This window comes from Streptomyces sp. TBY4, assembly GCF_024213195.1.
In the GTDB taxonomy this organism is placed as follows: domain Bacteria; phylum Actinomycetota; class Actinomycetes; order Streptomycetales; family Streptomycetaceae; genus Streptomyces.
Window position 1 is genome coordinate 235,381 of sequence record NZ_JANAVF010000005.1, and the last position, 18,254, is coordinate 253,634.

The window sequence follows — 18,254 nt, forward strand, 5'->3', positions numbered from 1 at the left end:
CGAGCCCCGGCGCACGCAGCCCCGCACAGCACACCCGTACCACCTGCCCCGCCCCGTACCTCCCCCGCGTGAGCCCGTACCGCTCCTCCCTCACCCCTCCAGGAAGTCCCCCCGCGCAGAGAGTGACTCCGTCATGCCCAGAATCAACCGCCTGACCGCCGCCGCCACCGCCGTCGCCGCGATATCCGTGCTCGCCACCGCGTGTACGGGCTCCGCCTCCAACACGGCCGCCGACGACCCGAAGAAGGAAGTCACCCTCAACTTCTGGCACGGCTGGTCCGCCCCCAGCGAGGCGAAGGCCATCGAGGAGAACATCGCCCGGTTCCAGAAGGCGCACCCGAACATCAAGGTCAACGTCACGGGCAACATGACGGACGACAAGATCAACCAGGCGCTGCGCGCCGGCGGCGACAAGGCCCCCGACGTGGTCGCCTCCTTCACCACCGACAGCGTCGGCAAGTTCTGCAACACCGGCGCCTTCACGGACCTGAACCCCTTCCTGAAGAAGTCCGGGATCGAGAAGGAGAAGGTCTTCCCCAAGACCCTGCTCCAGTACACCCAGTTCAACGGCAACCAGTGCACGCTGCCGCTGCTGAACGACGCGTACGGCCTCGTCTACAACAAGACCGCCTTCGCCGCCGCCGGGATCACCGAACCGCCCAAGACCTGGAGCGAGTTCGTGGCCGTCGCGCAGAAGCTGACCAAGGCCAAGGGCGATTCGTACGAGCAGCTCGGCATCATGCCCACCTTCCACGGCTACGAGACCTCCCCGCAGCGCCTCGCCGCCCTGTGGAGCCCGACGTACTTCGACGCCGACGGCAAGTCCAACCTGGCCAAGGACCCCGCCTTCGCGAAGATGCTGACCGCACAGAAGGACCTGGTCGCCAAGCTCGGCGGGTACGAGAAGCTGGAGAAGTTCCGCACCACCTTCGGTGACGAGTGGAGCGCCGAGCACCCCTTCCACCTGGGCCTGGTCGCCATGCAGATCGACGGCGAGTGGCGCGCGAACATGGCGAAGGAAGCCGGGGTGAAGTTCGAGATCGGGACCGCGCCGATGCCCGTCCCGGACGAGCAGGCCGCCGACTACGGCAAGGGCTACCTCTCCGGCACGATCATGGGCATCGCCTCCGGCAGCAAGAAGCAGAACGCCGCCTGGGAGCTGGCGAAGTACATGACGACCGACACCGACGCCGTCGTGGAGTTCGCCAACTCCATCCACAACGTGCCTTCCACGCTGGCCGCCCTGGAGTCCCCGAAGCTCCAGGTGAGCCCGGAGTTCAAGACGTTCATCGACATCGCCAAGCACCCGAAGTCGACCACCACCCCCGCCCAGGTGGACGGCGGCACCTACCAGCTGACCTTCACGGACTTCGCGTACGCGGTCGAGAAGGGCGACGTCGCGGACATCCCGGCCGGTCTCGCCAAGACCGACCAGCAGATCGACACGGACATCGCGAAGGCGAAGTAGCCCGATGGCCGGCACCCTCTCCCCCGAACTGCGCACGAGGCGCCGCAGGTCCTCCCTGCGCACGGCGGCCTTCATGTCGCCCTGGCTGATCGGGTTCGGCGTCTTCTTCGCCTACCCGCTCGCCTCCACCGTCTACTTCTCCTTCACCAAGTACGACGGCTTCCGCCCGCCCGTCTTCAACGGGCTGGACAACTGGACCTACGTCTTCTCCGACCTGCCGATGTTCTGGCCGGCCATGCGCAACACCCTGTGGCTGGTCGTGATCATGGTCGCCTGCCGGGTCGCCTTCGGTCTCGGCATCGGCCTGCTCATCACGAAGATCAAGATGGGCACGGGCGTCTTCCGCACCCTGTTCTACCTGCCCTACCTGGCCCCGCCGGTGGCGGCCACGCTGGCCTTCGTCTTCCTGCTCAACCCCGGCACCGGACCGGTCAACATCCTGCTGGAATCGGTCGGACTGCCCGCGCCGGGCTGGTTCACGGACGCCTCCTGGTCCAAGCCCGCGCTGACCGCGCTCGCGGTCTGGGGGATCGGCGACCTGATGGTCATCTTCATGGCCGCGCTGCTCGACGTACCGCGCGAGCAGTACGAGGCCGCCGAGCTGGACGGAGCCGGGCCGCTGGCGCGGTTCCGCCACATCACCCTGCCGAACATCTCGCCGATCATCCTGTTCGCGGTGGTCACCGGGGTCATCGGGGCGATGCAGTACTACACCCAGCCCCTCGTGGCCGGGAAGGTGGCCTCCGGCGTGATCGGCGGCTCGGGCCAGCAGTTCGAGCCCGGCTACCCCGAGAAGTCCACCCTGACCCTCCCCCAGGTCATCTACAACGTCGGCTTCCAGCGCTTCGACTACGGCACCGCCTGCGCGGTCGCCCTGGTGCTGTTCGCCCTCTCCATGGCCTTCACCGCGCTGCTGATGCGGCGGCGCGGCGGGCTGATCGAGGCAGGTGACTGAGGATCATGAGCCAGACCATCACCCGGGGCACCGGGCGCGCCGCGCCCCCCGCCCCGCCCGGCGCCCCCGAATCCGCGCGGGCCGTGCGCACCGCGCGCCGCGCGGCCGCCCTGAACTGGATCGCCGTGCACTCCCTCGGCGTCGCGGCGGCGCTCTTCTTCGTACTGCCCTTCGTCTTCCTCTTCCTGACCTCGGTGATGAGCGACCAGCAGGCGCTGACCCGCGACCTGTGGCCGCGCACCTGGGAGTGGGGCAACTACGCGAAGGTGTGGGACACCCCCGGCTTCCTGACCTGGTGGCGCAACACCCTGATGTACGCGGGCCTCGGCACCCTGCTGAGCGTGGTCTCCTCGCTGCCCGTCGCCTACGCGCTCGCCAAGTTCCGCTTCCGCGGCCGGCGGCTGTCGCTGATGCTGGTCATCGCCATGATGATGCTGCCGCCCCAGGTGGTCGTCATCCCGATGTACCTCTTCTGGGCCAAGCAGCTGGACCTCTCCGGCACCCTGTGGCCGCTGATCATCCCGATGGCCTTCGGCGACGCCTTCTCCATCTTCCTGCTGCGCCAGTTCCTGCTGACCATCCCCGACGAGTACCTGGACGCGGCGAAGGTCGACGGCTGCGGCGAGCTGCGCACCCTGCTGCGGGTCGTCCTGCCGATGGCGAAGCCCGGGATCGCGGCCGTGGCGCTGTTCCAGTTCTTCTACGCCTGGAACGACTACTTCGGCCCGCAGATCTACGCCTCCGACAACCCGGCCGCCTGGACCCTCAGTTACGGGCTGGAGTCCTTCAAGGGCGCGCACCACACCAACTGGAACCTGACCATGGCAGCGACCGTGCTGGTCATGGCCCCGGTGATCGTCCTCTTCTTCTTCGCCCAGAAGGCGTTCGTCGAAGGCGTCACCCTGACCGGCGTGAAAGGCTAGTGATCATGAAACTCGCAGTGGTGGGCGGCGGTTCCACCTACACCCCCGAGCTGATCGACGGGTTCGCCCGGCTCCGCGACACCCTGCCCATCAGCGAACTGGTGCTGATCGACCCGGCCGCCGAGCGGCTGGAGCTGATCGGCGGCCTGGCCCGGCGGATCTTCGCCAAGCAGGGGCACCCCGGCCTGATCACCACCACCTCCGACCTCGACGCGGGCGTCGCGGACGCGGACGCGGTCCTGCTCCAGCTGCGCATCGGCGGGCAGGCGGCCCGGCTCCAGGACGAGACCTGGCCGCTGGAGTGCGGCTGCGTCGGCCAGGAGACCACCGGAGCCGGCGGTCTCGCCAAGGCGCTGCGCACGGTCCCGGTGGTCCTCGACATCGCCGAGCGGGTCCGGCGCTCCAACCCGGACGCGTGGATCATCGACTTCACCAACCCGGTCGGGATCGTCACCCGCGCCCTGCTCCAGGCCGGGCACAAGGCCGTCGGTCTGTGCAACGTGGCCATCGGCTTCCAGCGCAGGTTCGCGGCCATGCTGGACCTGACCCCCGCCGACATCCACCTCGACCACGTGGGCCTCAACCACCTCACCTGGGAGCTGGGGGTGCGCAAGGGCGGCCCGGAGGGCGAGAACCTGCTGCCGCAGCTGCTCGCCGCGCACGGCGGGGCCATCGCCGACGACCTGCGCCTGCCCCGCGCGGTGCTGGACCGGCTCGGCGTGGTGCCCTCGTACTACCTGCGCTACTTCTACGCGCACGACGAGGTGGTCCGGGAGCTCGGCACCAAGCCCTCGCGGGCCGCCGAGGTCGCCGCGATGGAGAAGGAACTGCTCGGCCTGTACGGGGATCCCGCGCTGGACGAGAAGCCGGAACTGCTCGCCAAGCGGGGCGGCGCCTTCTACTCGGAGGCCGCCGTGGACCTGGCCGCGGCCCTGCTCGGCGACGGCGGGAGCGCCGTACAGGTGGTCAACACGCTGAACAACGGCACCCTGCCCTTCCTCCCGGACGACGCCGTCATCGAGGTGCAGGCACGGGTGGACCGCTCCGGGCCCTCGCCGCTGGCCGTGCCCCGGCTGGACCCGCTGTACGCGGGGCTGATCTCCCACGTGACGGCGTACGAGGACCTCGCGCTGGACGCGGCGCTGCGGGGCGGCCGCGAGCGGGTCTTCAAGGCGCTGCTGGCGCACCCCCTGGTGGGCCAGTTCGACCTCGCGGAGGGGCTGACCGACCGGCTCCTCGCGCACAACAAGGAGCACCTGGCATGGGCGTGAGCCGGCCCGTTCCCCCGCCCTCGACCGCGGCGGTGCTCGCCGTGGACGCGGGCAACAGCAAGACGGACGCGGCGCTGATCGCCGCGGACGGCACGGTCCTCGGGACCGGGCGCGCGGGCGGCTTCCAGCCCCCGCGCGTCGGGGTCGAGGCGGCGGTGGACGTCCTCGGGCGGGCCGTCGCCGAGGCGGCCGCGGCCGCCGGGCTGCCGGGGCCCGCGGCCGGAGCCCCGTACGCGGTCCAGGTCTCGGCCTGTCTGGCCAACGCGGACCTCCCGGTGGAGGAGGCCCTGCTCGCGCAGGCCATCGACGCGCGCGGCTGGGGCACGGCCACCGAGGTCCGCAACGACACCTTCGCGATCCTGCGGGCCGGACTCGGCGAGGACGCCGGGGGCCCGCGCGGGGTCGCGGTGGTGTGCGGAGCGGGCATCAACTGCGTGGGCATGCTGCCCGACGGGCGCACCGCCCGGTTCCCGGCCCTCGGGCAGATCTCCGGCGACTGGGGCGGCGGCGGGGGCCTTGCCGCCGAGGCCATGTGGTGGGCGGCGCGCGCCGAGGACGGGCGCGGCGGTCCCACCGAGCTCGCGGCGGCCCTGCCGCGGCACTTCGCGCGGGATTCCATGCACGCGCTGATCGAGGCGCTGCACCTGGGCATCGTCGAGCCCGTACGGATGCACGAGCTGGTGCCGGTGCTGTTCGCGGTGGCCGCGGCCGGCGATCCGGTCGCCGCGGCCCTGATCGAGCGGCAGGCCGAGGAGGTCGTGGCCCTGGCCTCGGTGGCGCTGGAGCGGCTCGGGCTGCTGGCCGAGGAGGCGCCCGTCCTGCTGGGCGGCAGCGTACTGGCCGCCCGCCACCCCCAGTTGAACGGCCGGGTGGAGGCCCTGCTCGCCGAACGGGCCCCGCATGCCCGGGTGTCGGTGGTGACGGCCCCGCCGGTCCTGGGCGCCGGCCTGCTGGGCCTGGACGCACTGGACGCGGGACCCGAGGCCTACGGGAAGCTGCGCGCCCATTTCGGATGAACCGCTCCGGATCCGGAACCATGGCGGCCCCCGGGCCGTATTGACGGTGAAGGGGTGGAGCGGACGGGGGGACCGGCCGGGCCGGAGCGGGGACGGATCGGGGCGGATCGTGCCTGATCCCGGACCGGGTGCTGTGGAGGACCACCACTAGGGCCATACTGCTGCGAAGCACGAAGGACCGAGGGGGAGGTCAGGGTGGCCATCACATCACGCGCGCCCGCGCCCGGCGGCGTCCCGGCGCCCTCCGGGCCGCCGGCGCCGCCGCCCGACGCGCTGCCCCGGCGGGGCACCGCCTGGGCCGAGGGCGTGGAGCAGCTGCGCGCGGCCGCCACCACCGAGCCCGGCCGGCTGCGGATCGTCGGCGCGGCCCTGGCCGCCCTGGTCCTGCTGCTCGGCGCGGTGGCCGTCTGGGAGATCTCCGGCCGGGTCCGCGCGGCCGACGACGTCGTGGGCCGCAGCCAGCCGCTGAGCGCCGACGCGGCGAGCATCTACCGCTCCCTCGCCGACGCCGACACCGCCTCCTCCAGCGGGTTCCTCGCGGGCGGGCAGGAGCCCCGCGAGGTCCGCAGCCGGTACGAGAAGGACATCGCCAACGCCTCCCGGCTGCTGGTGAACGCGGCCGCCAACACCACGGCCGGCGAGGACTCCCGCAAGCAGATCACCCTGCTGAGCGAGCAGCTCCCCCGCTACACCGGCCTCATCGAGCAGGCCCGGGCCACCAACAAGCAGGGCCTGCCGCTCGGCGGCGCCTATCTCCGGTACGCGAACGAGCAGATGAGCACCCAGCTGCTGCCCGCCGCGCAGCGCCTCTACGAGGCGGAGACCGGCCGGCTCTACACCGACTACGACGAGGCCCGCGCCCTGCCCCTGACCTCGCTCGGGGCGGGCGCGCTCGCCCTCGCCGCCCTGGCCTGGGCCCAGCGGCGCAACTACCGGCGGACGAACCGCGTCTTCAACCACGGACTCGTCGCCGCGACCGCCGCCTCGCTGGTGCTGCTGCTGTGGCTGGCCGCCGGGCACATGGTCGCCCGGTCGGGGCTGAGCGAGGCCCGCACGGACGGGCAGGAGTCGCTGAAGGTGCTCAACGACGCGCGGATCGCCTCGCTGCAGGCGCGGGCCAACGAGAACCTGACCCTGGTCTCGCGGGGCGCCGTACTGGCCGAGGACAAGAAGTCCGACAAGTACGACGTGGACTACGCGAACGACATGAAGAACCTGGACGCGGGCCTGGCGACGGCGGCGAAGCTGGCCGACGACACGGCCGGCCGCGATCCCGTCTCCCGCGCAGCGGAAGGCGTGAAGCAGTGGAAGGAACGGCACGCGACGGCCCGGGAGACCGACCTGAAGGGCGACTACCAGGGCGCCGTCGGGCAGGTCATCGGGGACGCGGACCACAAGGACCCCACGGGGACGGCCTTCGACACGGTGGACGCCTCGCTGGAGGAGGCCGTGCTCCACGAACAGCGTGAGTTCACCCGGGCGGCGCGGGACGGGCTCGGCGCGCTCGACGGTTTGGTGACAGGTACGGCGGCCCTGGCGGTCGTCGGCGCGGTGGCCGCCCTGCTCGGCATCGGGCGCAGGCTTTCGGAGTACAGGTGAGAGCGATGCCGGGACGGCTGAAGCGCGCGGGCGAGGGCTCCGAGGGGGACCCGGAGTTCGGCCCGGAGATCTCTCCGGAGGGTGCCTCCGAGGGCAGGGCGCCCCGTGGCCCGGGCCGGTTCACCGGCCGGCTGCGCGGCTGGGGCGGGGTCGGCGCGATGGCCGCGGCCTGCGCGCTGACGGCGGCCGCCGTGCTGCTGCCGCTGGCCCAGGCGGCCCCGGGCGGCCCGGGGGCCTCCTCACCGGTGCGCGAGCCGGCCCGGGCGGTCGTCGCTCCGCTGGCCCCCGGGGACACCTGCGAGAACCCCGAGGCGAGCCTGCGCCCCAACGGGCTGGACGGCTCCGCCATCCAGCGGATCCGCGCCGCGGGCCACCTCGTCGCGGGCGTGGACCAGAACAGCTTCAAATGGGGCTACCGCAATCCGGCCGGAGAGCTCGACGGCTTCGACATCGCCCTGGTCCAGGCCATAGCGAAGGACATATTCGGCACGGACGGCAAGGTCATCTACCGGGCCATCCCCACCAGCCAGCGCATTCCCGCGCTCAAGGACGGCACCGTCGACATCGTCGTGCGCACGATGACCGTCAACTGCAAGCGGCTGGAGGAAGTCGCCTTCTCGACGGCCTACTTCGAGGCCGGGCAGCAGGTGCTGGCCCCCAAGGACTCCACGATCACCGGCTACGACGCCTCGCTGAAGGGCCGCCGCATCTGCACGGCCGCCGGTTCCACGGCGGAGGCGGCGCTGGCCGCCCAGTCCTACGGCGCCGTCCCGGTCAGCGTGCCCAACCAGCTCGACTGCCTGGTCCGGCTGCAGCTGGGCGAGGTGGACGGCATCATCACCGACAACGCCCTGGCCGCCGGCCAGGCCGCCCAGGACCCCTCGGTCAGGCTGGTCGGCTCCCCGTTCACCAAGGAGTTCTACGGGGTGGCCATGAACAAGGACGCCGGGGACCTGGTGCGCCGGGTCAACAAGGTGCTGGAGGACTACCGCGCGGGCGGTGCCGCCAGCCCCTGGATGGCGGCCTACAAGCACCATCTGGAGCCCGTACTGCCCGGCGTGGGCGGCCCGCCCGCTCCCAAGTACCGGGACTGAGGCCGGTGGCGGATTCTGAGCCCGATGTCACGAGACCGGAGGCGGAATCGGTGGAGGCACATCCTGCGGGGGCACATCCTGCCGGGGAGCGGCCCTGGGGGCCGCAGCCTCCGGGAGCGCAGCCGGCGGTGATGGACCGGGACGGCGTGGACCGGGCGCTGGCCCGGCTGGGCGCGGAGCACGAGGCCGTGGAGACCTCGCTGCTCGCCCTCCAGGACCACTCCGGGCGGCGGCTCCTGGAGGGCGCCGGGCTGACCGGGGTCACCAAGGAGCGGTGGGCCGGGGCCGACGCGGCCATCACCCGGCTGTGGCGGTACTTCGACGCCTACAGCGGGGCGCTGGACGCCGCCCGGCAGATCCGCGAGCGGCGCCGCTGGCCCAGCCGCGAGGACCTGGTCGAGCTCACGGACCGGCTGCGCGGGCCCGGGGTGCTGATCTCCGGCGCCGCCGTGGAGGGGGCCCCGCTCGCCGAGCGGTTCTCCCTCGCCGAGCTGGTGTCCCGCATGAACGAGCTGTACGCGAGCTCCCTGGACGTGGTGGTCGCCGCGGACTCCGTCTGGTCGGCGCTGCCCGCCCGGATCGACCTCCTCTCCGCCGAACTGCACCGCACCCGCGCCCTCGCCCACTCGGTGGGGGTCCGGCCGGGGGAACACCCCTCGGGGGACGACCTGGAGGCCATCACGGCCGAGCTGGCGGACCTGCGGGCCCGGGTGATCGAGGACCCGCTGGCGTTCTGGTTCCCGGTCGCCGGGAGCTCCGCGCCGGGCGGCGGCCGTCCGGACACCGGGCGCTACGACCGGGCCGCGCTCGCGCTGGAGGACGTACGCCGGGAGGTCGAGGCGGTGCTGGCGGTCCGGCAGGACGCCGAGCAGCGGCTGATCGGGCTGCGGGACCTGCTCTCGCGGGCCGACCGGACCCTGGCGGAGGCCCGGGTGGCCCGCGGCGAGGTGCTGGCGAAGATCGCGGCGTCCGAGGTGCCCGCGGTGAGCGGCCCGCCGACGGCGCTGCAGGAGGAGCTCTCGGCGGCGGCCGAGTACCGGCGCCGGGCCCAGTGGCACCGGCTGTCGCCGCTGCTGGAGTCGCTGGAGGAGCGGGCCGCGGAGGAACTGCTGCGGGCCCGCGAATCGTTGACCGCGGTGACGGCTCCGCTGGCCGTACGGGCGGAGCTGCGCGGCCGGCTCGACGCCTACAGGGCGAAGGTGGCCCGGCTGGGCCTGGCGGAGGATCCGCTGCTGATGGAGCGGTACGACACCGCCCGGCGGATGCTGTGGAGCGCGCCCTGCGATCTGCGGGCCGCCGAGCAGGCGGTGCTGCGCTACCAGTGGGCGGCGGCGGAGGCACTGCCCTCACCGCCGCAGCAGGACCAGCAGGACCAGCAGGGGCACCGGCCGGTGCACGAGTGGCCCGACGGGCCGAGGGAGGGGGACGCGTGAGTCTGATCGGAACGGCGTGCATGCGCCCCGGCTGCCCGGGGACGTACGAGGACATGGGCGGCGGCGAGGTCTACTGCGGCACCTGCGGGCTGGCCCCGGCCGGAGCGGTCGCGGCGGGCGCCGAGGAGCTGGTGTCGGTGCCGACGGCGATGACGAGCGCGGCCCGCCACGGGGACTCGCAGGGCTCGCACGGATCGGGACGGTCCTCTTCCTCGTCCTCCTCCTCGCGCGCTTCGCGGTCCTCTCGTTCGTCTTCGTCCCGGCGTTCCGTGTCGGGCCGGCTCTCGCGCGCGCTCTCCGGAGCCGCGTCCACCCGGTCGGTCTCGGTGCGCAGTTCGGGTTCGGCCGCCTCGGTGTCGGGCCGCAGCCGGCTGGGGGCCGGGCTGGTCAACGTACCGGAGGTGCCCCGTCCGGATCCTTCGGCGGCGGTGCTGGAGAACCCGGAGGTCCCTGAGCGCAAGCGGTTCTGCTCCCGGTCGGACTGCGGGGCGCCCGTGGGGCGGGCCCGCGGGGAGCGGCCGGGACGGACGGAAGGTTTCTGTACCAAGTGCGGGCACCCGTACTCCTTCGTCCCCAAGCTGCGCGCGGGCGACCTCGTCCACGGCCAGTACGAGGTCGCGGGCTGCCTCGCGCACGGCGGGCTGGGCTGGGTGTACCTCGCAGTGGACCGGGCCGTGTCGGACCGGTGGGTGGTGCTCAAGGGCCTGCTGGACACCGGTGACCAGGACGCGATGGCGGCCGCGATCTCGGAGCGGCGCTTCCTCGCGGAGATCGAGCACTCCAACATCGTCCGGATCTACAACTTCGTGGAGCACCTGGACCAGCGGACCGGTTCGCTGGACGGGTACATCGTCATGGAGTACGTCGGCGGCAAATCCCTCAAGGAGATCGCCAACGAGCGGCGGCGGCCGGACGGACGGCGCGATCCGCTCCCCGTGGAACAGGCCTGCGCCTACGGCATCGAGGCGCTGGAGGCGCTCGGCCACCTGCACAGCCGCAACCTCCTCTACTGCGACTTCAAGGTCGACAACGCCATCCAGCAGGCCGACCAGCTCAAGCTGATCGACATGGGCGCGGTCCGGCGGATGGACGACGAGGAGTCGGCCATCTACGGCACCGTCGGCTACCAGGCGCCGGAGGTCGCGGAGCTCGGCCCCTCGGTCGCCTCCGACCTGTACACGGTGGCGCGCACGCTGGCCGTGCTCACCTTCGACTTCCAGGGCTACACGAACGTGTTCGTGGACTCGCTGCCGGACCCGGAGCACATCGAGGTGTTCGGGCGGTACGAGTCCTTCTACCGGCTGCTGGTACGGGCCACCGACCCGGATCCGGGACGGCGGTTCGCGTCCGCGCAGGAGATGGCGGACCAGCTGACGGGAGTGCTGCGCGAGGTCGTCGCGCTCCAGACGGGCCGGCCGAGGCCGCAGGTCTCCACCCTCTTCGGGCCGGAGCTGCGGGTGCCGGACGACCGGCTGTTCACCGACGACAGGTCGGGCGGGCACGTGTCCCGGCTGGGCGAGCGGTCCGTGAAGCGGTGGCGGGCGGGGCGGACTCCGGTTCCGGCGCCGGCTCCCGCGGCCCCGGAGGCCTCACCGGCGGCGCCGCCCGCTCCCCCCACGTCATCCACCCCGCCCGCTGCGCCGATCACGGGGTACGGCACGACCGGGCTGGTCACCACCGCGACGCACCGGGCCGCCGGTCCCGGCGTGCCGGCCCCGCGCCGGGCACCGGCGGCCGCGCCGGCGGCCCCCGTCGGGATCACCGCCTCGCGGCGGCCGGAGCTGTCCACGCTGGACACCCGCGAGGCCGCGCTGGCGCTGCCCGTGCCGCTGGTCGACGCCGGGGACCCGAACGCCGGCTTCCTGGCCGGCCTGATGGCCTCCGCACCGGCCGACCTGCTGGCCGCGCTGGGCTCGGCTCCGGCCGAATCCGCGGAGCTGCGGCTGCGGGAGCTGCGGGCCAGGCTCGAACTGGGCGGGGCCGACGCGCCGCTCGTCGCCGAGGCGCTGACCGGGCTGGAGGCGAAGCACCCGGACGACTGGCGCGTGGTGTGGGCCCGGGGCATCTCCTCGCTGGCCGTCGGGGAGGACGAGACGGCCGCCCTGTCCTTCGACGCCGTCTACGACGCCTTCCCTGGCGAGCCGGCGCCGAAGCTGGCGCTGGGGCTGTGCGCGGAGGTGCTGGGGCAGCTGGACAACGCCGCCGAGTACTACCGCCTGGTGTGGGCCACCGACCCCGGGTTCGTCGGCGCGGCCTTCGGGCTGGCCCGGGTGCAGCTGGCCACCGGGGACCGGGACGGAGCCGTGCGCACGCTGGAATCCGTACCGGAGGTGTCGATCCACCACACCGCCGCGCGGGTGGCGGCCGTACGGGCACGCCTGCGCGACCGGTCGCCGCAGGAGGCGCTGCTGCCCGATCTGACGGCGGCCGCGGCGCAGGTGGAGGCGCTGGGGCGGTTCGGCCTGGACTCGGTGCGCCACGAGCGGCTCAGGGCGGAAGTTCTGGGCTCGGCGCTGGACTGGGTACTGTCGGGCAGCCGGGGTTCCGACCCCGGCACTACCTCGCTGCTCGGCTGCCAACTGGACGAGCGGGGGCTGCGCTTCGGCCTGGAGCGCTCGTTCCGCGTGCTGGCACGGCTGGCGCAGCGGGGCGAGGAGAGGATCGAACTGGTGGAGCGGGCAAACCGTTTCCGTCCCCGGACGTGGGTGTGAGTGATGTCGATGCATCGGCTGTCGGGCTGCCCCAGCTGCGCGGAACCGCTGGAGGAGGATGACCGCTTCTGCGGCTCCTGCGGCCACGCCGTCACCACCCCACCGGCGGGCGCGGCACCGTTCGGCCCGGCAGGCGGCGCGGCGCACGCGGGCCCCGTGGGGCCGGCTGGGCTCGGCTTCCCGGCCGCGGCCGGTCCGGGCGCGGGGGATCCGGCCGCGCCGGTGGACCCGGCACCCGGGATGCCTGCGGCCCCAGCCTCCCCGGCCCGGGGCGCGGCGGCACCGGCCGTTCCTGCCCCCGCAGCGGGGGATCCGGTCGCCCCGGCGACGGCTTCCGCCGGTCGGGCCGCCCCCGCGGGCGGCTTCCCGGCCACGCGCGGGCGCCCGTCGCCCGACGAGGCGCTCGCGCCCCGGTACTCCGGCGGCTACGCCGGCGAGGCCGCGCCGGGTGGGGGCAGCGTCTCCACCGCCGCCCCCACCCTGGTGTCGGGCCCCACCGGCTGGTCCGACCCCGGAAGCCCGTACCCCGCACCGCACCCGGCCGACCCCACCCCCTACGCCGCGAACGCCCAGGGCGCAGCCCCGTACGACGGCTACGGCACCCCGGGCCCCGACGCCCAGCCCGCCCCCTACGACCACCCCGCCGGGCAGGGCCACTACCCCGGGGCCGGCGCCACGCCCCCCGGGCACGACCCCGCCCAGGGCGCCACCGCCCCGCAGGCCACCGGCCCGGAGGGCGAAGCCCCCTACGGCAACCCCGCCGGGCAGGGCCACACCCCCGAGGGCGAAGCCCCGTACCGCGACCCCGCCGGGCAGGGCCAGAGCCCCGGGGCCGAAGCCCCGTACGCCGCCGGGGTGTCAGGGAACGGCTCCGGCCAGGGGGGCAGCGACCCCTACGGCAGCCCCGCCCCGCAGGGGTACACCCCCGGGCACGACGCCGCCTACCCCGTGGCGGCCCCGCAGGGGGATCTCGGGGGGAAGGTCTGCGTGGCCTGTCGGGCCGGGCGGGTGGACACCGACGGGTACTGCGAGAACTGCGGGCACGCGCAGCCGCGGGAGCGGGACCACCAGGAGGAGGAGCTGGGGAGCGTCGCCGCCGTCAGTGACCGCGGGCTGCGCCATCACCGCAACGAGGACTCCTTCGCCGTCGCGGCCACCGCGCTGCCCGACGGCTCCGCCGCCACCGTGGCCATCGTCTGCGACGGCGTCTCCTCCGCCAGCCGCCCCGACGAGGCCTCCGCGGCCGCCGCCGGAGCCGCCAACGAGGCGCTGCTCGACGCCCTGCCCCGCGGCGCCCACCCCCAGGAGGCCATGCACGGGGCGATCCTGGCCGCCGCCGCCGCGGTGAACGCCCTCGCCCCGGAGGTGCCCGGCGCGCAGAACGCCCCCGCCTGCACCCTGGTCGGCGCCGTCGTCAGCCGCGGGCTGCTGACCATCGGCTGGGTCGGCGACAGCCGCGCCTACTGGGTCCCCGACGACCGCGCCGCGCTCCCCCGCCGCCTCACCGAGGACGACTCCTGGGCCGCCCAGATGGTCGCGGCGGGTCTGATGGGCGAGGCCGAGGCCTACGCCGACGTCCGCGCGCACGCCATCACCGGCTGGCTCGGGGCCGACGCCTACGACCTGGAACCGCACACGGCCACCTTCAAGCCCGACCACGACGGCGTGGTCGTGGTCTGCACGGACGGACTGTGGAACTACGCCGAGTCCGCGCGCGACATGGCGCAGGTCCTCCCGTACGACGCCGCCGTCCGGCCCCTGCACAGCGCGCAGGTCCTGGTGGGGCACGCCCTCGACGGCGGCGGGCACGACAACGTCACCGTGGCCGTCGTCCCCTTCACGGCGACACCACCGACCAGCCAGGCAAACCCGGCAGGCCCGGCAAGCCCCGACGCCCCTCAGACCACGGACTGACCCCCCTCCCCGAGGAGTAGCGACCGATGGCGAACTTCGCCAAGCCGAGCGCCCCGCGCTTCAGCGTGGAGGTGTACCAGAACGAGTTCCTCGCCGAGGGGGCCCGTGACGTCCACGCCATCGTCACGGTCACCTCCACCGGCGGGGCCACGGCCACCCGCACGGCCGTCACCCCCGGCGGCGCCGCCGTGGTGATCATGGTCGACTGCTCCGGCTCCATGGAGTACCCGCCCGACAAGATGCGCGGCGCCCGCGAGGCGACCGCCGCCGCCGTCGACACCCTCCGCGACGGCACCGCCTTCGCCGTGATCGCCGGTACGCACGTGGCCAGGGAGGTCTTCCCCCGCAGGGGCCTCCTCGCCATCGCCGACGCGACCACCCGAGCCCAGGCCAAGGAGGCCCTGCGCGGCCTCTCCTCCGGCGGCGGCACCGCCATCGGCACCTGGCTGCGCCTCGCCGACGGCCTGCTGCGCGGCTCCACCGCGGCGATCCGGCACGGGATCCTGCTCACCGACGGCCGCAACGAGCACGAGGACCCGGCCGTGCTCCGCGCCACGCTCGACGCCTGCGCGGGCCGTTTCACCTGTGACGCCCGCGGCGTGGGGACCGACTGGGAGGTCAAGGAGGTCACCGGCATCGCGAGCGCGCTGCTCGGCACGGCCGACATCGTGGCCGATCCGGCCCGGCTGACCGACGACTTCACGCACATGATGGAGAAGGTCATGGGCAAGGAAGTGGCGGACGTCTCACTGCGCCTGTGGACCCCGGTGGGCGCGGAGGTCCTCTACGTCAAGCAGGTCGCTCCCGCCGTGCAGGACCTGACCGGCCGCCGCACGGAGGCGTCCCCGCGCGCCGGGGACTATCCGACGGGTTCCTGGGGCGACGAGTCCCGCGAGTACCACGTGTGCGTACGGGTCCCGGGCGCCTCCGTCGGCCAGGAGATGCTCGCCGCCCGCGCCGCCCTCGTGATGCCCGGGGCCCCCGGCGAGGACCCCTCGGTGCTGGCCCAGGGCCTGGTCCGGGCCGTCTGGACGGACGATCTCGCCGCGTCCACCGCCATCAACCCCCAGGTGGCCCACTACACCGGCCAGGCGGAGCTCGCGCAGGCCATCCAGCAGGGCCTGGAGGCGCGCAAACTGGGGGACGTCGGCGGAGCCACGGCCAAGCTGGGCCGGGCCGTGCAGCTGGCGAGCGCCTCGGGCAACGCCGACACCGCCAAGCTGCTCGCGAAGGTGGTGGATGTCGTCGACGCGGCGGCGGGTACTGTGCGGCTGAAGGCAAGGGTCGCCGACGCGGACGAGATGACACTAGAAACGCGTTCCACTCAAACCGTTCGAGTGCGAAAATCTTGACGTAGAGCTTGACGCTCTGATCGTGACCTGATCAGACGCGAAGAAGAAGAACCTGCCTCGTTGACGCAGGAAGAAGGAGGAAGCGCCGCGATGCCGACCTGCCCGAACGGGCACCAGTCCGCCTCCGACGACTGGTGCGAGGTCTGCGGCCACCGCATGGCTGCCCCTACGGGCACCCCCGGGGCGCCCTCCTACGGCTACGGCTACCCCCAGGCCGGCGAGCCGACCACACAGGCCGAGCTCTGCCCGCAGTGCCGGACCCCGCGCGAGGCCATGGCCCCGTTCTGCGAGGAGTGCCGGTACAACTTCCTGACCCGTACGGCGACCTCGTACGCACCGCCCTCCCACGAGATGCCCCCGCCGCCGGGCATGCCCGCGGCGGCCCCGCCGACGTACTCCCAGGACCACTTCGACTACCAGGGCTCGCGGCCCTCGCGGGTCAACCGCCCGGCCGAGCCGCTGCAGCGCGAGGACGACTGGATGCTGCCGCCTCCGGCGCGCCAGGACTTCCAGCAGCCCCCGTACCAGCAGCAGCCGCCGCCCCCGCAGCACCAGCAGCACCAGCAGCCGCAGCAGCCGCAGGCGCACCAGCCCCCTCCGCCGCCGCCGTACCAGCAGCAGCAGCCCTCCCGGACCGGGCAGTACCAGCCGCCGCAGCCGCCCCAGCACCAGCAGCAGCCCCACCAGGCTCCGCAGGCCCACCCGCCGTACCAGCAGCAGCCCTACCAGCCCCAGGGCGGCGGGGCCTGGACCGCGACCATCGGTCCGGACCGCTCGTACTTCATGGCGATGATGCAGCGCAGCGGCCCCGAGGCGGCCGGGCTCGACCTGCCCGCGTACTCCCCCGAGCAGCACCTCCCGCTCGCCGGCGGCCAGATCACCATCGGCCGCCGCCGGGCCTCGACGGGCGAGTCCCCCGACATCGACCTGTCGGTGCCCCCGGAGGACCCGGGCGTCTCGCACCAGCACGCGGTGCTCGTCCAGCAGCCGGACGGCAGCTGGGCCGTGGTGGACCAGAACTCCACCAACGGCACCACGATCAACGGCGGCGAGGAATCGATCCAGCCCTACGTGCCGGTTCCGCTCGCCGACGGGGACCGCGTGCACGTCGGCGCCTGGACGACGATCACCGTCCGGCGCGGCTGAGGTTCCTCCCGTACGAAGAAGGCCCCCGGGGTGACCGGGGGCCTTCTTCGTGTGCGCTGCCGTCAGCCGGCCTCGGCGTCCTAGCCGCCGACCAGCGGGTCCCGCGCGTCCCGCCTGCGCCGCACGCTCACCACCACCGCGGTGACCAGCAGCAGGACCAGCAGGACGGCGAGCGCGAGCAGGGACAGGGTCCCGGGCGCGGCGCCGAAGTACAGGAACGGCAGTCCCGCGAGCAGGACGGCCGGTGCGGTGCGCAGCCGGGCGAACGCCGGGCGTCCGGCCAGCAGCAGTCCGGCGGCCACCGGCACGACGAAGCGCAGCTGGGTGAACGGGTACGACAGCGGAACCATCAGCAACGCACCCACCAGAACCAGCGTCCACGCCATCACGGCGGCCGCTCCGGCCCGCGTGCGGATCCGCGGGACCGGCCGCAGGTCCGGCGGGCACGCCACCGCCACCAGGGCCAGGACCACGGTCAGGCCCAGGAAGAGCACCGACATCCCGATGCCACTGCTGCCCATCCGGACCGCGAGGGCGGCGATCTCCACGACCACTCCCCCCAGCACGGTCCAACTGCCCGCCGACCAGCGGCCGGCCAGTGCGAGGAACACGCCGACCAGCATGACGACGTATCCCGCCACCAGCGCCACGAGAGTCGGGCCGACCTGGTTCGGCGCCCCGTCGAAGAGGGCGTGGCGCAGGGCGTAGCGCATCAATCCGACCCAGGCCGCCGCGCTCGCCCCGACGGCGACCAGGGCGAACGGCGCCAGCGCCGCCAGGAGTCGGCCGGGCCGTCCCGCGGAGCCCAGGCCGAGCCGCATGCGCAGGGCGTGTCCGGCCACGTCGGCGCCCTCCCGTACCCGGGCGGGCACCCCCGCCCCCCGCGTGGCCTCCCGGTACGCGTAGGCGATCTCGTCGCCGAACTCCCGCCGGTAGGCGGTGGGATACAGCCTCAGCAGTGTGGTCACGAGCCCACCACCACGGCGCCGACGCGGAAGGAGGCGTGGAAGGACGCGCGGAAGGAGGCGCCGAGGGAGGCGCTCGCCCCGCCGAGCCCCAGCCGCCGGGTCGCCTCCTGCGCGGTGCGCGCGAGCCGGGCCGCCTCGGCGGCCAGGGTCTCCCGCCCGCGCGGGGCGAGCGCGTAGCTGCGCCGCCTGCGTCCGTCGACCACCTCTTCCTCGTGGACGGCGATGAGTTCTTGTTCCAGGAGCCGTTCCAGGGCCCCGTAGAGCGTTCCGGTGCGCATCTTCGTGCGGCCTTCGGAAATCTTCTCGACCTCCTGGGCGATCGCATAGCCGTGCCGCGGGGCATCGGCGATCGCCGTGAGGATCAGCAGGGTCGGCTCGCGTAGAGCTTGATCGTTCACACCCGC

The 18,254-nt window shown here is 73.7% G+C and carries 14 protein-coding genes; 12 read left to right on the top strand and 2 right to left on the bottom strand.

Annotated elements, in window-relative coordinates; translation table 11 throughout:
• Window positions 1–133: 133 nt before the first annotated feature.
• From NLX94_RS14405 to NLX94_RS14460, 12 genes are all read left to right on the top strand, one after another.
• Window positions 134–1,468, top strand: a complete 1,335-nt coding sequence (locus tag NLX94_RS14405; protein WP_254383110.1) for an ABC transporter substrate-binding protein — start codon at window positions 134–136, stop codon at window positions 1,466–1,468.
• Between the two features lie 4 nt (window positions 1,469–1,472).
• Window positions 1,473–2,423 carry a carbohydrate ABC transporter permease gene (locus NLX94_RS14410; protein WP_254383111.1) on the top strand — a complete coding sequence of 317 codons (951 nt, stop codon included), beginning with the start codon at window positions 1,473–1,475 and terminating at the stop codon, window positions 2,421–2,423.
• 5 nt (window positions 2,424–2,428) lie between these two features.
• The gene (locus NLX94_RS14415) at window positions 2,429–3,346 is read left to right on the top strand and encodes a carbohydrate ABC transporter permease (protein WP_254383112.1); all 918 of its coding nucleotides are present in this window, start codon (window positions 2,429–2,431) and stop codon (window positions 3,344–3,346) included.
• A gap of 5 nt (window positions 3,347–3,351) precedes the next feature.
• A complete protein-coding gene (locus tag NLX94_RS14420; RefSeq protein WP_254383113.1) occupies window positions 3,352–4,617 on the top strand; it encodes a 6-phospho-beta-glucosidase in 1,266 nt (421 codons plus the stop codon).
• Window positions 4,608–5,633: an N-acetylglucosamine kinase gene (locus tag NLX94_RS14425; protein WP_254383114.1), complete on the top strand. Its 1,026-nt coding sequence runs from the start codon at window positions 4,608–4,610 to the stop codon at window positions 5,631–5,633. The genes NLX94_RS14420 and NLX94_RS14425 overlap by 10 nt, the downstream gene beginning before the upstream one ends.
• A 195-nt stretch (window positions 5,634–5,828) precedes the next feature.
• Complete coding sequence (locus NLX94_RS14430) at window positions 5,829–7,232, top strand: hypothetical protein (RefSeq protein ID WP_374683947.1); 1,404 nt, start codon at window positions 5,829–5,831, stop codon at window positions 7,230–7,232.
• 158 nt (window positions 7,233–7,390) lie between these two features.
• Window positions 7,391–8,326 (top strand): glutamate ABC transporter substrate-binding protein, encoded by a 936-nt coding sequence (locus NLX94_RS14435; RefSeq protein ID WP_254383359.1) that lies wholly within the window; start codon window positions 7,391–7,393, stop codon window positions 8,324–8,326.
• A 131-nt stretch (window positions 8,327–8,457) separates the two neighbouring features.
• A complete protein-coding gene (locus NLX94_RS14440) occupies window positions 8,458–9,759 on the top strand; it encodes a hypothetical protein (RefSeq protein ID WP_254383360.1) in 1,302 nt (433 codons plus the stop codon).
• A 5-nt stretch (window positions 9,760–9,764) separates the two neighbouring features.
• Window positions 9,765–12,470, top strand: coding sequence for a tetratricopeptide repeat protein (locus tag NLX94_RS14445; RefSeq protein ID WP_374683962.1), 2,706 nt, complete (start codon window positions 9,765–9,767; stop codon window positions 12,468–12,470).
• 3 nt (window positions 12,471–12,473) lie between these two features.
• A complete protein-coding gene (locus tag NLX94_RS14450; protein WP_254383115.1) occupies window positions 12,474–14,384 on the top strand; it encodes a protein phosphatase 2C domain-containing protein in 1,911 nt (636 codons plus the stop codon).
• A 26-nt stretch (window positions 14,385–14,410) separates the two neighbouring features.
• Window positions 14,411–15,736, top strand: a complete 1,326-nt coding sequence (locus NLX94_RS14455; RefSeq protein WP_254383116.1) for a VWA domain-containing protein — start codon at window positions 14,411–14,413, stop codon at window positions 15,734–15,736.
• A 90-nt stretch (window positions 15,737–15,826) separates the two neighbouring features.
• Entirely contained in the window at window positions 15,827–16,882 is a 1,056-nt protein-coding gene (locus NLX94_RS14460; RefSeq protein ID WP_254383117.1) for an FHA domain-containing protein, read from the top strand.
• Between the two features lie 80 nt (window positions 16,883–16,962).
• On the opposite strand, the gene NLX94_RS14465 is transcribed toward NLX94_RS14460, so the two are convergent.
• Entirely contained in the window at window positions 16,963–17,850 is an 888-nt protein-coding gene (locus tag NLX94_RS14465; protein ID WP_254383118.1) for a hypothetical protein, read from the bottom strand.
• Window positions 17,847–18,248 (bottom strand): PadR family transcriptional regulator, encoded by a 402-nt coding sequence (locus tag NLX94_RS14470; protein ID WP_254383119.1) that lies wholly within the window; start codon window positions 18,246–18,248, stop codon window positions 17,847–17,849. Before NLX94_RS14470 ends, NLX94_RS14465 begins: the two co-directional genes overlap by 4 nt.
• Window positions 18,249–18,254 lie beyond the last annotated feature (6 nt).